General features: G+C 42.8%; 13 protein-coding genes and 2 pseudogenes. 14 read left to right on the top strand and 1 reads right to left on the bottom strand.

Annotation, left to right across the window (positions count from 1 at the left end):
- The 14 genes and pseudogenes from ACTO17_RS09995 to ACTO17_RS09930 all read left to right on the top strand — a co-directional run bounded on the left by ACTO17_RS09995 (position 1) and on the right by ACTO17_RS09930 (position 14,158).
- Positions 1 to 318: a transposase gene (locus ACTO17_RS09995; protein ID WP_482557825.1), complete on the top strand. Its 318-nt coding sequence runs from the start codon at positions 1 to 3 to the stop codon at positions 316 to 318.
- A gap of 283 nt (positions 319 to 601) precedes the next feature.
- Positions 602 to 2,041 (top strand): glycosyltransferase, encoded by a 1,440-nt coding sequence (locus tag ACTO17_RS09990; protein ID WP_482557824.1) that lies wholly within the window; start codon positions 602 to 604, stop codon positions 2,039 to 2,041.
- Positions 2,042 to 2,057: 16 nt separating this feature from the next.
- A complete protein-coding gene (locus tag ACTO17_RS09985) occupies positions 2,058 to 3,038 on the top strand; it encodes an SDR family NAD(P)-dependent oxidoreductase (protein ID WP_482557823.1) in 981 nt (326 codons plus the stop codon).
- Between the two features lie 11 nt (positions 3,039 to 3,049).
- A complete protein-coding gene (locus ACTO17_RS09980) occupies positions 3,050 to 3,646 on the top strand; it encodes a class I SAM-dependent methyltransferase (protein ID WP_172537713.1) in 597 nt (198 codons plus the stop codon).
- A gap of 577 nt (positions 3,647 to 4,223) precedes the next feature.
- Positions 4,224 to 4,667, top strand: a complete 444-nt coding sequence (locus tag ACTO17_RS09975; RefSeq protein WP_172537714.1) for a hypothetical protein — start codon at positions 4,224 to 4,226, stop codon at positions 4,665 to 4,667.
- 232 nt (positions 4,668 to 4,899) lie between these two features.
- Positions 4,900 to 5,459, top strand: a pseudogene (locus tag ACTO17_RS09970) (Uma2 family endonuclease).
- A 319-nt stretch (positions 5,460 to 5,778) separates the two neighbouring features.
- Positions 5,779 to 6,462 (top strand): annotated as a pseudogene (locus tag ACTO17_RS09965) (PD-(D/E)XK nuclease domain-containing protein); the annotation flags it as partial.
- Positions 6,463 to 6,501: 39 nt separating this feature from the next.
- Positions 6,502 to 8,190, top strand: coding sequence for an AAA family ATPase (locus ACTO17_RS09960; RefSeq protein WP_482557822.1), 1,689 nt, complete (start codon positions 6,502 to 6,504; stop codon positions 8,188 to 8,190).
- Between the two features lie 161 nt (positions 8,191 to 8,351).
- On the top strand, positions 8,352 to 9,428 hold the full coding sequence (locus ACTO17_RS09955; RefSeq protein ID WP_482557821.1) for a nucleotidyltransferase family protein: 1,077 nt from the start codon (positions 8,352 to 8,354) through the stop codon (positions 9,426 to 9,428).
- Positions 9,429 to 9,456: 28 nt separating this feature from the next.
- Positions 9,457 to 10,437 (top strand): NAD-dependent 4,6-dehydratase LegB, encoded by a 981-nt coding sequence (locus ACTO17_RS09950; protein WP_482557820.1) that lies wholly within the window; start codon positions 9,457 to 9,459, stop codon positions 10,435 to 10,437.
- Between the two features lie 99 nt (positions 10,438 to 10,536).
- Positions 10,537 to 11,601 (top strand): GT-D fold domain-containing glycosyltransferase, encoded by a 1,065-nt coding sequence (locus tag ACTO17_RS09945; protein WP_482557819.1) that lies wholly within the window; start codon positions 10,537 to 10,539, stop codon positions 11,599 to 11,601.
- Positions 11,598 to 12,764 carry a CgeB family protein gene (locus ACTO17_RS09940; RefSeq protein ID WP_482557818.1) on the top strand — a complete coding sequence of 389 codons (1,167 nt, stop codon included), beginning with the start codon at positions 11,598 to 11,600 and terminating at the stop codon, positions 12,762 to 12,764. Before ACTO17_RS09945 ends, ACTO17_RS09940 begins: the two co-directional genes overlap by 4 nt.
- A gap of 32 nt (positions 12,765 to 12,796) precedes the next feature.
- Positions 12,797 to 13,168: a DUF8042 domain-containing protein gene (locus tag ACTO17_RS09935; protein WP_482557817.1), complete on the top strand. Its 372-nt coding sequence runs from the start codon at positions 12,797 to 12,799 to the stop codon at positions 13,166 to 13,168.
- A gap of 177 nt (positions 13,169 to 13,345) precedes the next feature.
- Positions 13,346 to 14,158: a flagellin gene (locus ACTO17_RS09930; protein ID WP_482557816.1), complete on the top strand. Its 813-nt coding sequence runs from the start codon at positions 13,346 to 13,348 to the stop codon at positions 14,156 to 14,158.
- A 105-nt stretch (positions 14,159 to 14,263) separates the two neighbouring features.
- Here the strand turns inward: ACTO17_RS09930 and fliD are convergent, their stop codons facing one another.
- Positions 14,264 to 15,562, bottom strand: a complete 1,299-nt coding sequence (gene fliD, locus ACTO17_RS09925) for a flagellar filament capping protein FliD (protein ID WP_482557815.1) — start codon at positions 15,560 to 15,562, stop codon at positions 14,264 to 14,266.
- Between the last annotated feature and the right edge of the window lie 280 nt (positions 15,563 to 15,842).

Below are 15,842 nucleotides of genomic sequence, written 5' to 3'. Positions count from 1 at the left end.
TTGAAAGAACTCCAGAAAGTGAGCGGACTTGGGTTGGTGTCCTGCAGTTCCGGAAAACGCAAAGGGGAGACCAGGATCAGTCACAGGGGGCGAAAGCGGGTGAGTTATTGGCTGTTTCAGGCAGCACGGTTGGCGGTGGCGCATGGAGAAGAATATAAACGGAGCCTTGCCCGTTATACAGCGAGAGCAGGAAATCCGATCCAGAAGATGCAGTCACTGATTGTGATCACATGTAAGCTCCTGCGGGTGAGCTATGGGTTCCGTAAAGGAATCCGAAGGAGACAGGGCAAGCAATCCCTGTCAACAGAAGACCAATGAAAGAGAGCCTCTATTGAATTAGTGTTGTGTGGAAACGATCAGGTCAGTAAATAATCAAGGACAAATAAGAGCTGTAGCCGGTAGGAATATTCGCTATAGGGTATAGACCCTGTATGAAAGTTTAGCTAGCATTCAGTGTATGAACAGGTGGAACGAAGGAAGTCAGTACGAGGTATCATGACTGTTCATCATTTTTTGCTCTGTTTATATGAGGTGACAAGTTAGAAAAAGCCTGGAAAACAAAAATTTTTAGGCTTGACATTATAGGAAGGGTGATGTTTTTATGAATATGGAAGAGTTAAAAGAGACTGAAAAAATTGCAGATTATTTTCTGGGACATTTGGATGATCTGGGTAAAATGACGGTAGAGGAAGGCCGGAACATTATGTGGCTGTTCAGTCTTGCGGCTGCTCAAAGTGATGAAACAGCGTTGAAAACGAAATGTCTAAATTTATTATTTCATTGTTGTTTTTATATGAAGAGACTGGAACTGGAGGAACTTTGGAATATATACTGGATTTTGAACCGCGCGCTGTTTGTGGATTATAAGATAGAATTAGAGGGAAATCTGTATGATTTGTATCGTTTTATTTATGAGAAAGTGAAAGGTTCGCTAACAGGCACTTACGAAAAGACAGATGATACAAATACAGAGCTGGTGATTATGGTAACAAATCAGTTTCTGGGAAATGGACATGCGCCGACAATGCGGACTCTGGATTATGCATATACGCTTGCAGAATTTCTGCAGAAGCAGGTAATGATTCTGAATGATGCCAGTTTCCATTTTTATCCCTGTCCGTGGTTGGCGCAAAATATAAAACCAAATTATGTGAAAGATTATAACCACATAAGAAGCATCAGATATAAAGATTATGAATTTCCATTTTTGCAGATCGCAGAGTACATGCCTGATTTGGATGCCATCAATAAAATGCTGCAGCAGATATATCGATTACGGCCAGGATTGGTTTACAATGTGGGTGCGTCTTGCCTGGTTGCGGATTTGTGCAGTATGTTTACAAAAACAGTTAGTTTTCCATGCAGTACAGATATTCCAACATCTATGTGCGAATATCTTCTGCTGGGAAGGGAGTTGGAGGAAAGCGATAGGGCTCAGATTGCACGGCTGGAACCATATCAGAAAATAATAGAAACAGTTGTGAATTATCAATTGGGAGAGAGTTCTTTGAAATATCAGCGTTCTGAATTTGGAATCGGAGATGACAGTTTTGTTGTTGCTGTTGTTGGAAATCGTCTGGATGCGGAGATTTCAGAGGAATTTATAACATCTATGGAAGAGATTCTGAATCAGCAGGATGTTCATTTTTTGATGATTGGATTAATTAATGATAAAGTCAGAATTCAAAACAGGATTACAAAGATAGAGAAACTGCATTTTGCCGGAAGTTTGAAAGAGGCGGGACAGGTGATAAAGTTGTGTAATGTTTATTGTAATCCGAAACGGAGCGGAGGCGGACGCTCTAGTTTTGAGGCGCTGGCCCATGGAGTTCCGGTGGTTACATTGAAATTCGGAGACGTATATTACACTTGCGGAAAGGAGTTTGCAGTGGATGCTTATAAAGATTTTTCAGGGCGAATTCATCGTTATGTGACAGATTCTGCATATTATGAGGCTGCAAAAGAGAAAGCTTTGGAGAGGGCAGCTGTGCTAAGTGATTTATATGGAACTCAAAGAAAAATTCTGGATCAAATATTATAGATGACGGAGTGAATTTATGGAAACAGTGTTTATTACGGGGAGCGCTGGATTTATTGGTTTCTATGTTGCAAAAGCATTGTTAGAACAAGGTTATGCGGTAGTTGGATATGATAATTTGAATGATTATTATGATATTAGTCTAAAAAGAATGCGTATAAATATTTTGAAAAGGTATGGCAGGTTTGTTTTTTATGAAGCGGATATCTGTGATATGGATGAGTTGGAAAAGGCTGCTAATGCCCATTCGATTGATTATGTGATACATTTAGCGGCCCAGGCAGGGGTACGGTATAGTCTGACTTGTCCGGAAAAGTATATTGAAACGAATATTGTCGGCACATTTCGCATTCTGGAACTATGCCGTAGGCATAAGATCGGCTATTTGATGTATGCTTCTTCTAGTTCTGTGTATGGAGAGGCAGAAGAGGAAAAACTTAGAGTGGATTTAAAAACAGATGCTCCGGTCAGCCTGTATGCGGCTACCAAAAAAAGCGATGAGGTTTTGGTGTATACCTATTGTAATAATTTCGGAATTAATGGGTTGGGGATGCGTTTTTTTACGGTGTATGGACCTCTGGGAAGACCGGATATGGCATATTGGAAATTTGCAGATAAGATTCTTTGCGATGAACCCATCGAAGTATTTAATTATGGAAAACAGTATCGGGATTTTACATATATTGACGATTTGGTAGATGGGGTGCTGGGGCTGTTTTCTTATTTCAAAAAACACAAAAAGAAGGGTGCCTATGAGATCTATAATATTGGAAGTGGGAATCCGGTTGAATTACTGACATTTATTGAAACTATTGAAGATGTGATAGGAAAGGAAGCCCGTAAAGTTATGTGTGAGAAAAGAACCGGGGATGTGGAGAAAACTTATGCAGATATTACAGAAATTCAAAGAGTCTGTGATTTTTATCCTAGAACGCGCATAAAGGAGGGGTTAGAAAAGTTTTATAACTGGTACAGAGAATATAACAGAAAAGATGCATAACACAGGAGAGTATGATGAAGAAGAAAGAGATGGAACGAATTGTGATTGATAAAGAAAATATTGATGCCATAGAAGAGGATATAATAATCCGCAGAGGCATCGAACGCTATATGTATGTCAGGCAGTTTGTATATGGCAATGTTTTGGATATTGCATGCGGCGGAGGATATGGCTCTTATCTGATGTCTAAAAATCCCGATGTTAAAAAGATAACAGCGGTTGATAAAAGCGAACAGGCCATTGCAAATGCCAACGGGCATTTCAAAAGGGAGAATATTGAGTTTGTCTTGGGTTCTCCTGAAACAATAAACAGTACGTTTGATGTATTGGTATCTTTAGAGACAGTGGAACATCTGCAGAATCCGATGATTTTAAAGGAAATGGTTCTGCGCTGCAGGATACCTGAAATTATTATTTCTTTTCCAAGGAAAAAAACCACGCACTATAATCAATATCATTTATGGGATTTTACGAAAGAGGATATGATTAGAGTGTTTGAAGGTTATGAATGTTATCGTGTGTATGATATCCATGATTCCACAATTATGAACTTTGTGAAAGCGGAAAGAAACGATTATCAAATGCCTAAGAGATATTGTGGTAAATAAAAACAGAGAGAGTGGACAGAAAATGCGTATAGTCTATATAGAATGTGAGTTATTGTTTTGGTTGGCCGCAGTTGATTCGTGAAGAAATATGAAACATGCTGTCTCTTGGCGTGATAGGATTGCAACTGGTAGAACATCCCAATAATTGGGGAGACTGTCCGAAAACTCGGATGCTCTAATCTAATGAGATAAAAATTGATATGTTCTTGCGAGCGTTCAATATAAATTAAAATTGCATATTGCTACGAAAATAAAACTCGCAGCAATGTCACAGATGAATGAAAGGGGCTAAATTTATGTCTGAAAATCAAGTTTTTGTACGGTCTGGGGGAAGCGGACGGAGCCATCGACTGGTGTATGCTCAGCAGGGCCGTGTATAATTTGATCCGGATTCTCAACCATCCCTATATCGGGGCGTAATTTTTATATTGGAATGTGACAAATTTTCCGCAGAAGAAGGAGAATATCTATGAAGAAATTGCTGTTAGTTTCTCACCATGTAGATGATGAAACATTAGGTGCATGAGGAACTCTGCTGCTGTATTCCAGGAATGGAAATAAAATTTACTGGATTAATTTGGCTAACGCCAAAGAAGAATATGGATATACCAAAGAAGAGCTACAGAGACGAAGAGAACTGGAACGGGCAGCGTCGAGATACGACGTGGAAGAGTTGGAAAATCTGGAACTGAATCCGGCTGGCCTGGATGAGTACCACACATCAGAGTTAGTTCAGACATTTTTGTGCATGGAGATTTCATCGGAAACACATTATGCAGTGCCGGAACATGGATTTGTGCCAAATTATTATGTGGATATCAGCACTTACTTGGAAGAAAAAATTGACATTCTAAAGGAATGTAAAAGTGCGGTAAAGCTTTCTCTATTTTCGAGAAATGAAGAAGTAGTTTTTCAGCCTTTTCAGACATTGCATATTGGAAGTTATAAATTGTTCAGTTTGTTTTCAGCAGACGATAAAGACGGGTATTTCCACCATTACATTTACATAGGCAGGAAATAAAAAGAATTACAAAGAAACCAGCCGGGCAGAATACCGTATCAGAAGGGTATCTGTCCGGCTGAAAATTATTGTAGCAAAACATATCGAAATTATTTGTGTTATCCTTCAAATTTTATTATACTGTTATTAAAGATGCCACTATTTATTTTCAGAGAAAAGTAAATGTAGTAGTTGTCAAAATAGGAATATAGCAATTATAACCATACACATAACCAACAAAGGAAGTGATACCATGCCCCCAACATTAGCGCAAGAAAAATATTATACCATTGATGATATTTACAATCACCCGGAAGGCTACAGAGCCGAACTGATAGACGGGCAAATTTACAATATGACGCCTCCTAGCCGCAGGTATCAAACAATTGCCCAGGAACTGTTTTCTGTCATAAATTCTTATATCAAGTTAAAGGGCGGCTTCTGTGAAGCGTTTTTGCCCTGTTTGCCGTTTTTCTGCACAAAGATGACAAAAACTATGTGGAACCGGATATTTCCGTAATTTGTGATCCTTCCAAACTCACAGATAGCGGCTGCCTGGGCACTCCTGACTGGATGATTGAAATCGTATCGCCGGCCAGCAGGAGGATGGACTATTATACAAAACTGTTCAAATACTGCATCGCCGGCGTCAGAGAATACTGGATTATTGATCCGGAGAAAGATCGTATTCTTGTTTATGATTTTGAATCAGAGAATACAAGAGATTATACCTATGCTGATTCTGTAAAGGCTGGCGTCTATGACGATTTGGTTATCAATTTTTCTGATATTGCAGGTTTACTGAATTTTTAGCGGAGCTTGTGAGACAAATAATTTGCTAACGGTTCCTCGTACAATTTGCAGTCCGAAAGGAAGGTGAACCCCATGCCAAGAAAAACAGGCCTAGGCCATCAGGACTTTGAAACCGTAAGACTTACCAACAATTTTTATGTAGACAAAAGGAGAATTATTTGAAGGCCGTTCCATCTGGAGGCAGGAAGAGTACCGGAATCTGCAGGGAACCTATCCGGTGATGTTTTTGAGCTTTGCCGCTGTAAAAGAGACGACCTTTGACCAGGTACGCAAGAGTATATGCAGAATGAACGGAGAATTTTATAATTGATGCGGTTTTCGGGCGTTGTTTAACGCAACCTTTAAGACGAATCCAAGCCTGGAGTGGGCTGTTTTGACGGGTATTACCAGAATCAGCAAGGAATCTATTTTCTCTGATTTGAATCATCTGAAAGCGGTCACCACCACATCGGAATAGTATGAAAAATGTTTTGGATTTATAGAAGAGGTATTTGCGTCGCTGGATGAATTCGGTCTGTCTGACCGGAAAGGAGAAGTGAAGAAATGGTACGACGGTTTTACTTTTGGGAACATGACAGATATTTACAATCCCTGGTCAGTGCTTAATTATCTTGCTGAGAGAAAATGGGGGGTCTACTGGGCCAATAGTCCGGAACTGGTTTGCCAGCGTGGATTCTGATTACAATGATTTTATTAAAGCGCTGCTTTTAGGAGACGTCAAAGCAATGAATCATTATTCTAACCGGGAAAGCGGCTTCGGCTGGTATGACGTGGTTCTGGACCAAGAAAACCGGAAGACGACGCCATAATCTTGGAATTCAAGGTGCAGGACCCAGAGGATGAAAAAGAGTTAAAGGACACAGTAACAGCAGCCCTTGCCCAAATCGAAGAAAAGAATTACGCTGCAGGCCTTCTGGCCAAAGGCATCTCCAGAGATCGGATACGCAGCTATGGATTTGCCTTTCGGGGGAAGACGGTTCTGATAGGCGGGCGTAAGCGGTAAAATCGATTTAAGCGGAAAGAGCAGGAAAGGAGCAAAACAATGCGGGTAGTAGGAATTGGCCATCAGGATTTCAGCCGATTGATTGAAAACAATTATTTCTATATAGACAAGACAGAATTTATCCGGGAATGGTGGGAAAGCGGAGATCTGGTAACGTTAATTGCCCGTCCCAGGCGGTTTGGAAAAACTTTAAATATGAGTATGTTGGAGCAGTTTTTTTCTGTTTCTTATGCCGGGAGAAAAGAATTGTTTGAAGGACTGTCTGTCTGGAAGGACGAGCGATATCGTGAACTTCAGGGAACTTATCCGGTCATCAGCCTTTCTTTTGCCAATGTAAAGGAAACCAATTATTATAATGCCCGAAGAAAGATATGCCAGCTTCTGGAGGATCTCTATACAGATCATACATTCCTGTTGAAAAGCGGCCGGTTGGAAGAGGCAGAGCAGGCGTTTTTCCGGCGCGTTACAGTGGATATGGAAGATACGGAGGCCACTATGGCGCTTCATCACCTTGCCAAATATCTGAGCCGCTATTATGGGAAAAAAGTGATTATCTTGTTGGATGAATATGATACGCCTATGCAGGAGGCCTATATGTATGGGTATTGGCAGGAGCTGACAGAGTTAATCCGAAGCATGTTCAATTCCAGTTTTAAAACAAATACCTATTTGGAACGGGCGGTGCTGACAGGAATTACACGGGTTAGTAAAGAGTCCATATTTTCTGATTTAAACCATTTAAAGGTAGTTACAACCACTTCGAATCAATATGCAGAATGCTTTGGATTTACAGAAGAAGAAGTATTTTTGGCATTGGAAGAGTTTTCTATGGGGGATCGGAAAGAAGAAGTAAAGACATGGTATGATGGTTTTACGTTCGGAAAAAAGAAGGATATTTATAACCCCTGGTCGGTTATTAATTATCTGGCCGAAAGAAAACCAGGCGCCTACTGGGCCAATACCAGCTCCAACAGCCTGATTGGAAAGCTGGTCCGGGAAGGAACCGGGAATATGAAAGAATGCTTTGAAAGGCTGCTTCAGGGAGGCTCTATCCGCACGCTGATGGATGAGCAGATAGTATTTAGTATGCTGGAGCATGAGGAAGATGCAGTCTGGAGCCTTTTCGTGGCAAGCGGTTATATGAAGGTGAAAAGCACATGTATTCGCACCTATGAAACCGGAGAATGGGAGAACGAATATGAACTGGAGCTGACAAACCTTGAGGTCCGGATGGTTCTGCGCAGAATGGTCCGGAACTGGTTTGCGAGAGCGAAGGCTGATTATAATGATTTTGTCAAAGCGTTGCTTTTGGGCGATGTGGAGGCGATGAATGAATACATGAACCGCGTTGCTCTGGAGACATTCAGCAGTTTTGATACTGGAAAACATCCGGCGAAATCAGAACCGGAACGTTTCTATCACGGTTTTGTACTGGGGCTGATGGTGGAATTAGCCGGAAGGTATGCGCTGACTTCTAATCGGGAAAGCGGTTTCGGACGGTATGATGTTATGCTGGAACCCTTGAAAGAAGGCGAGGATGCCTTTATTTTGGAGTTTAAAGTATTCCAGCCCAAAAAGGAACAGGATTTGCAGGACACGGTCAAATCAGCCCTTGCCCAAATTGAGGAGAAGAATTACGCCGCAGGCCTTCTGGCCAAAGGCATTCCGCAGGAACGGATACGCTGCTATGGATTTGCATTTCAGGGGAAAACAGTACTGATTGGTTAAGGAAATTGTTTCAGGGGAAGCCAGTTCTGATTCGCTGAAGAAAGTGTGTTTCAGGAGGGGCCAGTTTTAATTCGTTAAAGAACTTGCCTAATAAAGCCGATATACCTATAATAGACTATGAGCTGCCAGGAAGGCAGTGCACCAAACAGGAGGTTCACCGGATGAAACGAGAAGAACTGGGCAGGTTTTTGGTTCCGCAGACAGTTATAGTTGTGGAAGCGATGCAGAGAATTGATTCCAATGCAAAAGGAATTTTGTTTGTAATAGATGATAGTGAAAAATTAATTGGCGTTGTGACAGATGGAGACATCCGCCGCTGGCTGATTCAAACAGGAGATTTGCAGGGGGAAATCCGTCATATCATGAACAGGAATCCCAAAGTCATCACCTGCAGGGAGCGGAAATGCGCCAAAGAATATATGGAAAAATATCTGATCACCGCTTTGCCGGTGGTGACAAAGGAGAATCGGATCAAGGATATTATTTTCAAAGAAGAAAGTGACGGCGATGAAAATGCAGAATACAGCATGCCGCTGCAGGAGGTACCTGTTGTGATTATGGCCGGCGGCAAAGGCACCCGTCTCTATCCCTATACGAAGATTCTTCCCAAGCCCCTGATTCCCATTGGGGATATTCCCATTATGGAACGTATTGTCAATGAATTCCGCAAATACGGGGTCAGGGATTTTCATGCGACGGTGAACTACAGAAAGAGCATGATTAAGTCTTATTTTTCAGAAAATATTTCAGAATACACTCTGGATTATGTGGAGGAAGATAAGCCACTGGGAACAGCAGGAAGCCTTACGCTGCTGAGAGGAGAATTACATAAGCCCTTTATTGTGACAAATTGCGACATTCTGATTCATGCCGATTATGCTGATATTTACCGGTATCATCTGGAATCAGGAAATGAACTGACGATGGTAACCGCACTGAAAAATATTGTGGTGCCCTACGGTGTAGTTCATTCCACGGAAAACGGCAGAATCCATTCCATGGAGGAGAAGCCCAAACTTTCTTATTTCGTCAATACCGGAATGTATATTCTGAATCCGGAGCTTTTGAAAGATATACCAAAAGGCTCCCTATTCCATATGACAGATTTGGCAGACAAGCTGCTGAAAGAAGAACGGGGTGTGGGTATGTACCCCATCAGCGAGGAGTCATTTCTGGATATGGGTGAATTTGAAGAAATGCGCCGCATGGAAGAGAAGCTGAGCCTGAAGGCGGAGTAATATTTAACACAAGAAAGGATTTTCCATTATGAAAAAAGTATTAGTAACCGGGGCAGATGGTTTTATCGGAAGCCATTTAACAGAAAGCCTTTTGGAAAAAGGCTATGAGGTCAAAGCATTTGCCTATTATAATTCCTTTAATACCTGGGGATGGCTGGACAGTCTTTCACAGGAACAGTTAAAAGAAATTGAAGTCTTTACCGGAGATATCCGCGATCCCAACGGAGTGCGGGAAGCCATGAAGGGGATGGACGCGGTATTTCATCTGGCGGCGCTGATTGCCATACCGTTCAGCTATCACTCTCCGGATTCTTATGTGGATACCAATATCAAAGGGACGCTGAACGTCCTGCAGGTAGCCCGTCAGTTGGAGACAGAGCGGGTTCTGGTGACTTCCACCTCTGAGGTATACGGAACGGCCCAGTATGTGCCCATTGATGAGAATCACCCCTACCAGGGCCAGTCCCCATATTCGGCCACCAAGATCGGAGCAGACCGGTTGGCGGAGAGCTTTTACAGAAGTTTTCAGCTGCCGGTTTCCATTGTACGGCCCTTTAACACCTTTGGGCCCCGGCAGTCAGCGAGGGCAGTGATACCCACCATCATTTCCCAGCTTTTGGCAGGAAAAGAGAAGATTCAGTTAGGGTCTCTGACGCCCACCAGGGATTTTAATTATGTGAAAGATACAGCGGCAGGATTTATTGCCATTGCGGAGTCTGAGAAAACCATCGGAGAAGAGATCAATATTGCAACCCAGCAGGAAATTTCCATTGGAGATTTGGCCCGGGAAATCATTTCCCAGATTAATCCAAAGGCAGAGATTATCTGCGATGAGCAGCGTTTGCGGCCCAAAAAGAGCGAAGTGAACCGTCTGTTAGGCTCCAATGAGAAGATCCGAAAGCTGACAGATTGGAAACAGCAGTATACGTTTGCAGAAGGAATATCAGAAACAATTGAATGGATGCGGCATAATATGAATGCATACAAAACAGATATCTACAATGTATAGTGGATAAAAACAGATATCTGCAATAGTATAGTGGATAAAAACAGATATCTGCAATAGTATAGTGGATAAAAAACAGAAGTTCTAAAGGATGGTGGTATCATGGAGTTGGAGCAACAGTTTTTGAGCCTTTTAGGTATTGTGGAAGGCTTACAGCGCAGGGTGTATCAATTGGAAGAAGAGAATAAATTGCTGATCCGGGGGCAGAAGCAACTGCTGGAATGGTCTGAACAGAACCATCAGGAGCATTTGAATTTCCAGGAAAACGCCGTATATGAGCTGTATGACAGAATGAAGCAGCCCCTGGAAGGCTTTTTTCCGAAGATTTCCAGTGCGGAGCTTGCGGTGGATGAAATTGTGAATCATGGAAAATCCATGGCCAGGTTCGGAGACGGGGAATTTGCCGCTATTGCAGGACGGATTCGCCATAGATTTCAAACTCAGGTGGAGGAAGAGCTGAGCCGGAAACTGAAAGAAACCCTTCGGTCAGAGGATGAAAATCTTCTGGTGGGAATTGCCGATAATTACGGAAGCCTGGAAAAATATACGGAACAGGCAAAAAGGGAGATAAGATGCTACCTGAATCCCCAGGTGCGTAAGGAGCATCTGGAGCTTCTTAACCCTGAAAAAGAATATTATGACGCTTATGTGACCAGGCCCTATGTGATGTATGCAGATAATCAGACCGGTGAGCCGAGACGGCGGTTTGATAATTTGAAAAGAATTTGGGAAGGCAGAGACTGTATCTTTGTGGAAGGATGTTATACCGGCCTTGGTGTCGGAAATGATTTATTTGACAATGCCAAAAGTGTGAAACGGATGATCGGCCCTGCGGAAAATGCATTTTCCCGGTATCAGGAGATTTTGGACTGCTGCCTGAAGCAGCCCAAAGACAAACTGTTTCTGTTGGCGTTGGGCGCGGCTGCAACGGTTCTGGCTGCTGACTTGTGCAAAGAAGGCTATCAGGCAGTTGATATTGGACATATTGATTTGGAATATGAGTGGTTTTTGCAGGGAGAAGGGCGCAGAATTTCCGTAGAGGGCAAATATAATAACGAAATCGGAGAAGAGCAGAGATTATTGCCGATCCGTGATGAAGTTTACCGAAGCCAGGTAATCGCGGAGTTTTATGACATAGAAGAAATACGCATTGAGGAACAGAAATGAACATATTATTTTATCGCTACAACAGCATTTGCGAACCGGATATTATCGCCATTATGCAGCGTTTGGGCCACACGGTCACTGAGATTACAGAGGAAATGAGGAACAAGGAGCTGGACGCCAGAGGTCAGATGAATCTGGTCAGCGCAGAATTGAAAAAACAGGAAAGCCAGATTGTTTTCAGCATCAATTTTTTTCCGGTGGTTTCTGAAGTCTGTAATATTTTTCATATTCCATACGTATGCTGGATTGTGGACAGTCCGGTGATGGAATTGTATTCCCATTCCATCCGAAACAGCTGGAACCGCATATTTTTATTTGACTATGCGCTGTATGAGGAATTCCGCGGGGAGAATCCCAAAGGGATATTTTACCTGCCATTGGGCGCAGATTATGTGCGTCTGGATTCTCTGATAGAGACAATTACAGAACAAGACAGGAAGAAATATTCTGCGGATGTTTCCTTTATCGGATCTCTGTATACAGAAAAATGCCCCTATAACCATCTGAAAGAGGAATCCTGGCTGAAAGGCTATCTGGATGGGGTCATTGAGGCCCAGACCAAGGTTTACGGTTACAATTTCCTGGAAGAATGCATTACGGATGAGGTGCTGCAGCAGTTTAAGGAAAAAGTGCCTTTTTATCATTTTCCGGAGAAGGCCAGCCACAATGACCGTGCAGCAATGGCCCATCTCTATCTGGGAAACAAGGTCACCGAGCAGGAACGTCTGCGGCTGCTGAAACGGGTGTCGGAAGCATACAGCCTGGACTTATATACGGCAAGTGATTTCAGTCCTCTGCCCAGGGCAAATTACAGGGGGCTTGCCAAAAGCACCACAGAGATGCCCAAAATTTTTCATTTGTCAAAAATCAATCTGAATTTCACTTCAAAGCCTATCCGGACGGGTCTCCCTCTGAGGCTTTGGGATATTCTTGGGGCCGGGGGGTTTGTGCTGACGAACTTCCAGAGTGAGATCCCAGAGTATTTTGAAGTTGGAAAAGATTTGGAGATTTACGCAAGCGAAGAGGAATTGATGGAAAAGCTCCGGTATTATCTGGAGCATGAAAAGGAGCGGCAGGCAATTGCCGAAAGCGGCTATCGGAAAGCAAAAGAACAGTATTCTCTGGAGCTGCGGGTGAGGCAGATTCTTAAGACTGTTTGCTGATAAATTTACAAGAGAAAAGGAGGAAGCACATCATGGAGGATATGCGCGCACAGCAGATAGAGGCGCTGGAGGTTTTGGAGGACTATAACAAACGCCTGATAAAGAGCATGAAGAACATTATTCCGGAACTGGAAGGGGATCGGAAAGAGGACACAGACAAATTTCTGGATGAGATTGTCAAAGGCATCAATTGGGAAATCGGCATCTTAAACGGCACGATGACGCTTTTGAATGAGACCAGGGAGCGCATCCACAAAGAGGACATTAACAGCAGTATTCTGAAGCTCAGCAAGGCTCTGGAGGGAAAGAAAGACAGCGAGATTGCCGCTTCCATGAAAGAAACCCTTCCGGTGTTTGAGAACTTCGGAAAAGCTGCTGAAGAAGTTCTGGAGGAAGTGAAATAATTGGAACTGTATACAGGGCGTCTTTTAAAATTTTCCAAATATCCATTGCAAATATTTTTCCCTTTGCTATAATTAAATTATACTCAGGAACGCACGTATCATTTGATTATGGGTATTGTAACAGCAGAAGGTATTGACATAAGGAAGTAAAAGCTATAAAAGGAAGGAGGTTATTTTATGAGTATTTCATCCATTGGCGGCAGCCGGAATTTATACCAGAACCGCAGTTTGTACACCAAACAGAATCAGAATCTTCAAAAGAATTTTCAGCAGTTATCCAGCGGCAGGCGGATCAATAAAGCCGCGGACGATGCAGCAGGTCTTGCAATAGCGGCAAAGATGCTGACACAGAGCAACGGCTATGACGTGGGCACGCGCAATGCCGCCACCTCTCAGGATATGGTGAATGTGGCGGAAGGCGGTCTGTCTAAGATTTCAGATTCCCTGCAGCGGATGCGGGAGCTGAGCATTCAGGCGTCTAATACGGCAATTTACGGAGACGACGACAGAGCGGCAATTCAGCAGGAAATTGATCAGCTCAAAGGCTATATCTCTGATGCGGCTAAGAACACCCAGTTCAACAACATGAACGTTTTGGACGGTTCCATGAAGAATTCCCATGTGGCGTCAGGCCCGGACGGAAGCGGCATGAACATTAATATGCCCAATGCAGTTTTGGATTCTCTGGGGCTTTCTGATTATGATGTGACAGGGGATTTTGATATTTCCGCCATTGACAGCGCATTGGAGAAGATTTCTTCGGAAAGAAGCGGACTTGGAGCGACCTACAACCGTTTGGATCACACCATTAATTACAACTCCTATGCATCTTACAATGTTACGGCGTCACGCAGCCGGATTGAAGATCTGGATTATGCAGGGGCAGTTTCTGATATGAAGAAGAACAGTCTGCTGCAGGAATACCGGATTATGATGCAGAAGAAGCAGATGGAGCAGTATGGAAGCGTGAACCGGTTAATGAATTTCTAATTGTGACAGAAGCGTAACCCGGGAATATTTACAGAACTAAAAGGGCCGCATTTGGGAGAACAATCCTGAATGCGGCCTTTATTATAGGTTCATTTATATTTTTCATCAGCAATACCGATCCATCATCATTCCGGAGTAAATGGAAGTAATATAAGGGGTTACCAGATTCTTTCCTGGATTCTTATAAGTGACAATGATTTTATCCACATATTTCATGGGATCTAAAGAAGCGTTGTTAGCTTTCGCATTCAGAAGATTCTTGAATTCATTTAACACAGACAAATGCTCCTCTGCATTCTCTTCCGAAACGGATTCCGTCAGCAGGGCTCTGTCTATGGAGATTTCACCCTTATCATCTACCAGAAGCCCCATGCTCTCAAGGCTGTTCTGGAACGTAAAAGCAGTACTGCTCATGTCCCGGTACAGCTTCACGCTCTGATGCTGGGAATCGGAATATTTATTGGCAGTATGCAGAATAGAGTTGTAGGAATCTACCAGCGTCTGAATATTCTCAGCCATGGCGTCAGCGTTGGTTTTGAAACCGATGACAGCCGGATTTCCTTCTTCACTGAGCCCCCGAAGGGTCAGTTCAAAGGCGTGGTTGATGGTGAATGTGTTGGAATAAGCGGAGCGTTCCACACCGTCTAACAAAAAAACTGCATTGCCGGCTTCCTGAGCCACATGGTCAATGCCAAGAGCGTCAATGGCAGAAATGGAATCCCGGGTTCCCTGAGGATAAATGGAAAACAGGTAATTCTCCTCCGGCGCAATTCCGGTGGAAACCGATTCAATCTGCAGTGCGCTTAAGCCGTTTGGATCTTCCACCACCGATGCTTTTAAGCCGATATCTGCATTGGTGATCAGATTGGACAGCTTTAACTGGGTGGTATAATTGGTATCGTCTGAATTGATGGTAAACTGGAATTCAAAAGCAGACGAAGTGTTTTCCAAATCAAAGGAATAAGAGCCGGGCCGTAAGGATAAATTGTCTTTATCCAGAAAATTCCCCAGGTTAACCTGAGAAGAGGCAAGCTGTTTTACTTCAATGAGAAAACTGTCTGTTTCTTCGGATTCTTTGTTGTCGCCAATAAAATCAGCGGAAACAACATCTTCCTGGGAAGATACGGCAATCTTTTTCTGAAATGCATTGCCGATTCCCTCCTCTGCATCAGAAAGAGAAGCAATTACATTCTTGATCACCCTGGTGCTTTCCTTGATGTCAATGGCAAACTTCTGTACATCCCCCGAGTGTTTAATCTTGTAGAGGGGGGAGTCTTTATTGATTTTTACGATGTTGTTGTATATACTGCGCAATTCGCTTTTTTTGTGCGAATCGTAGCGGGAAGCCGATTGTTTTCCATAAGTGCTCAGATAGTAATTATAAGCAGTATCGATGCCGGCCATAAAAATCCCCTCCTTTCATCCGTGAAATCATGCCGAAGCATGGGGGCGCAAAATAACTCCTTGTACCTTTTGCGTTCAATCTATAATTCAATATCTATATCGGATGCTTTTTTTGTTTTGTGAAGGGGCTTTTTTGCAGTTTTTTCGTATATATAGAAGAAATTGCTTGCCAATTACTTAAAGGTGAATTGAAAAAGTAAATTCCACTTTGTAAGATTAAATTCCGCTTTGAAAAAGTAAATTCAATAGGAATACAGAAAAATAGAGATTTCATATAGAA

The organism is Petralouisia sp. (assembly GCF_056822245.1).
Note: the sequence above shows the minus strand (reverse complement) of the source record. Positions and strands in the feature narration are given on the sequence as shown.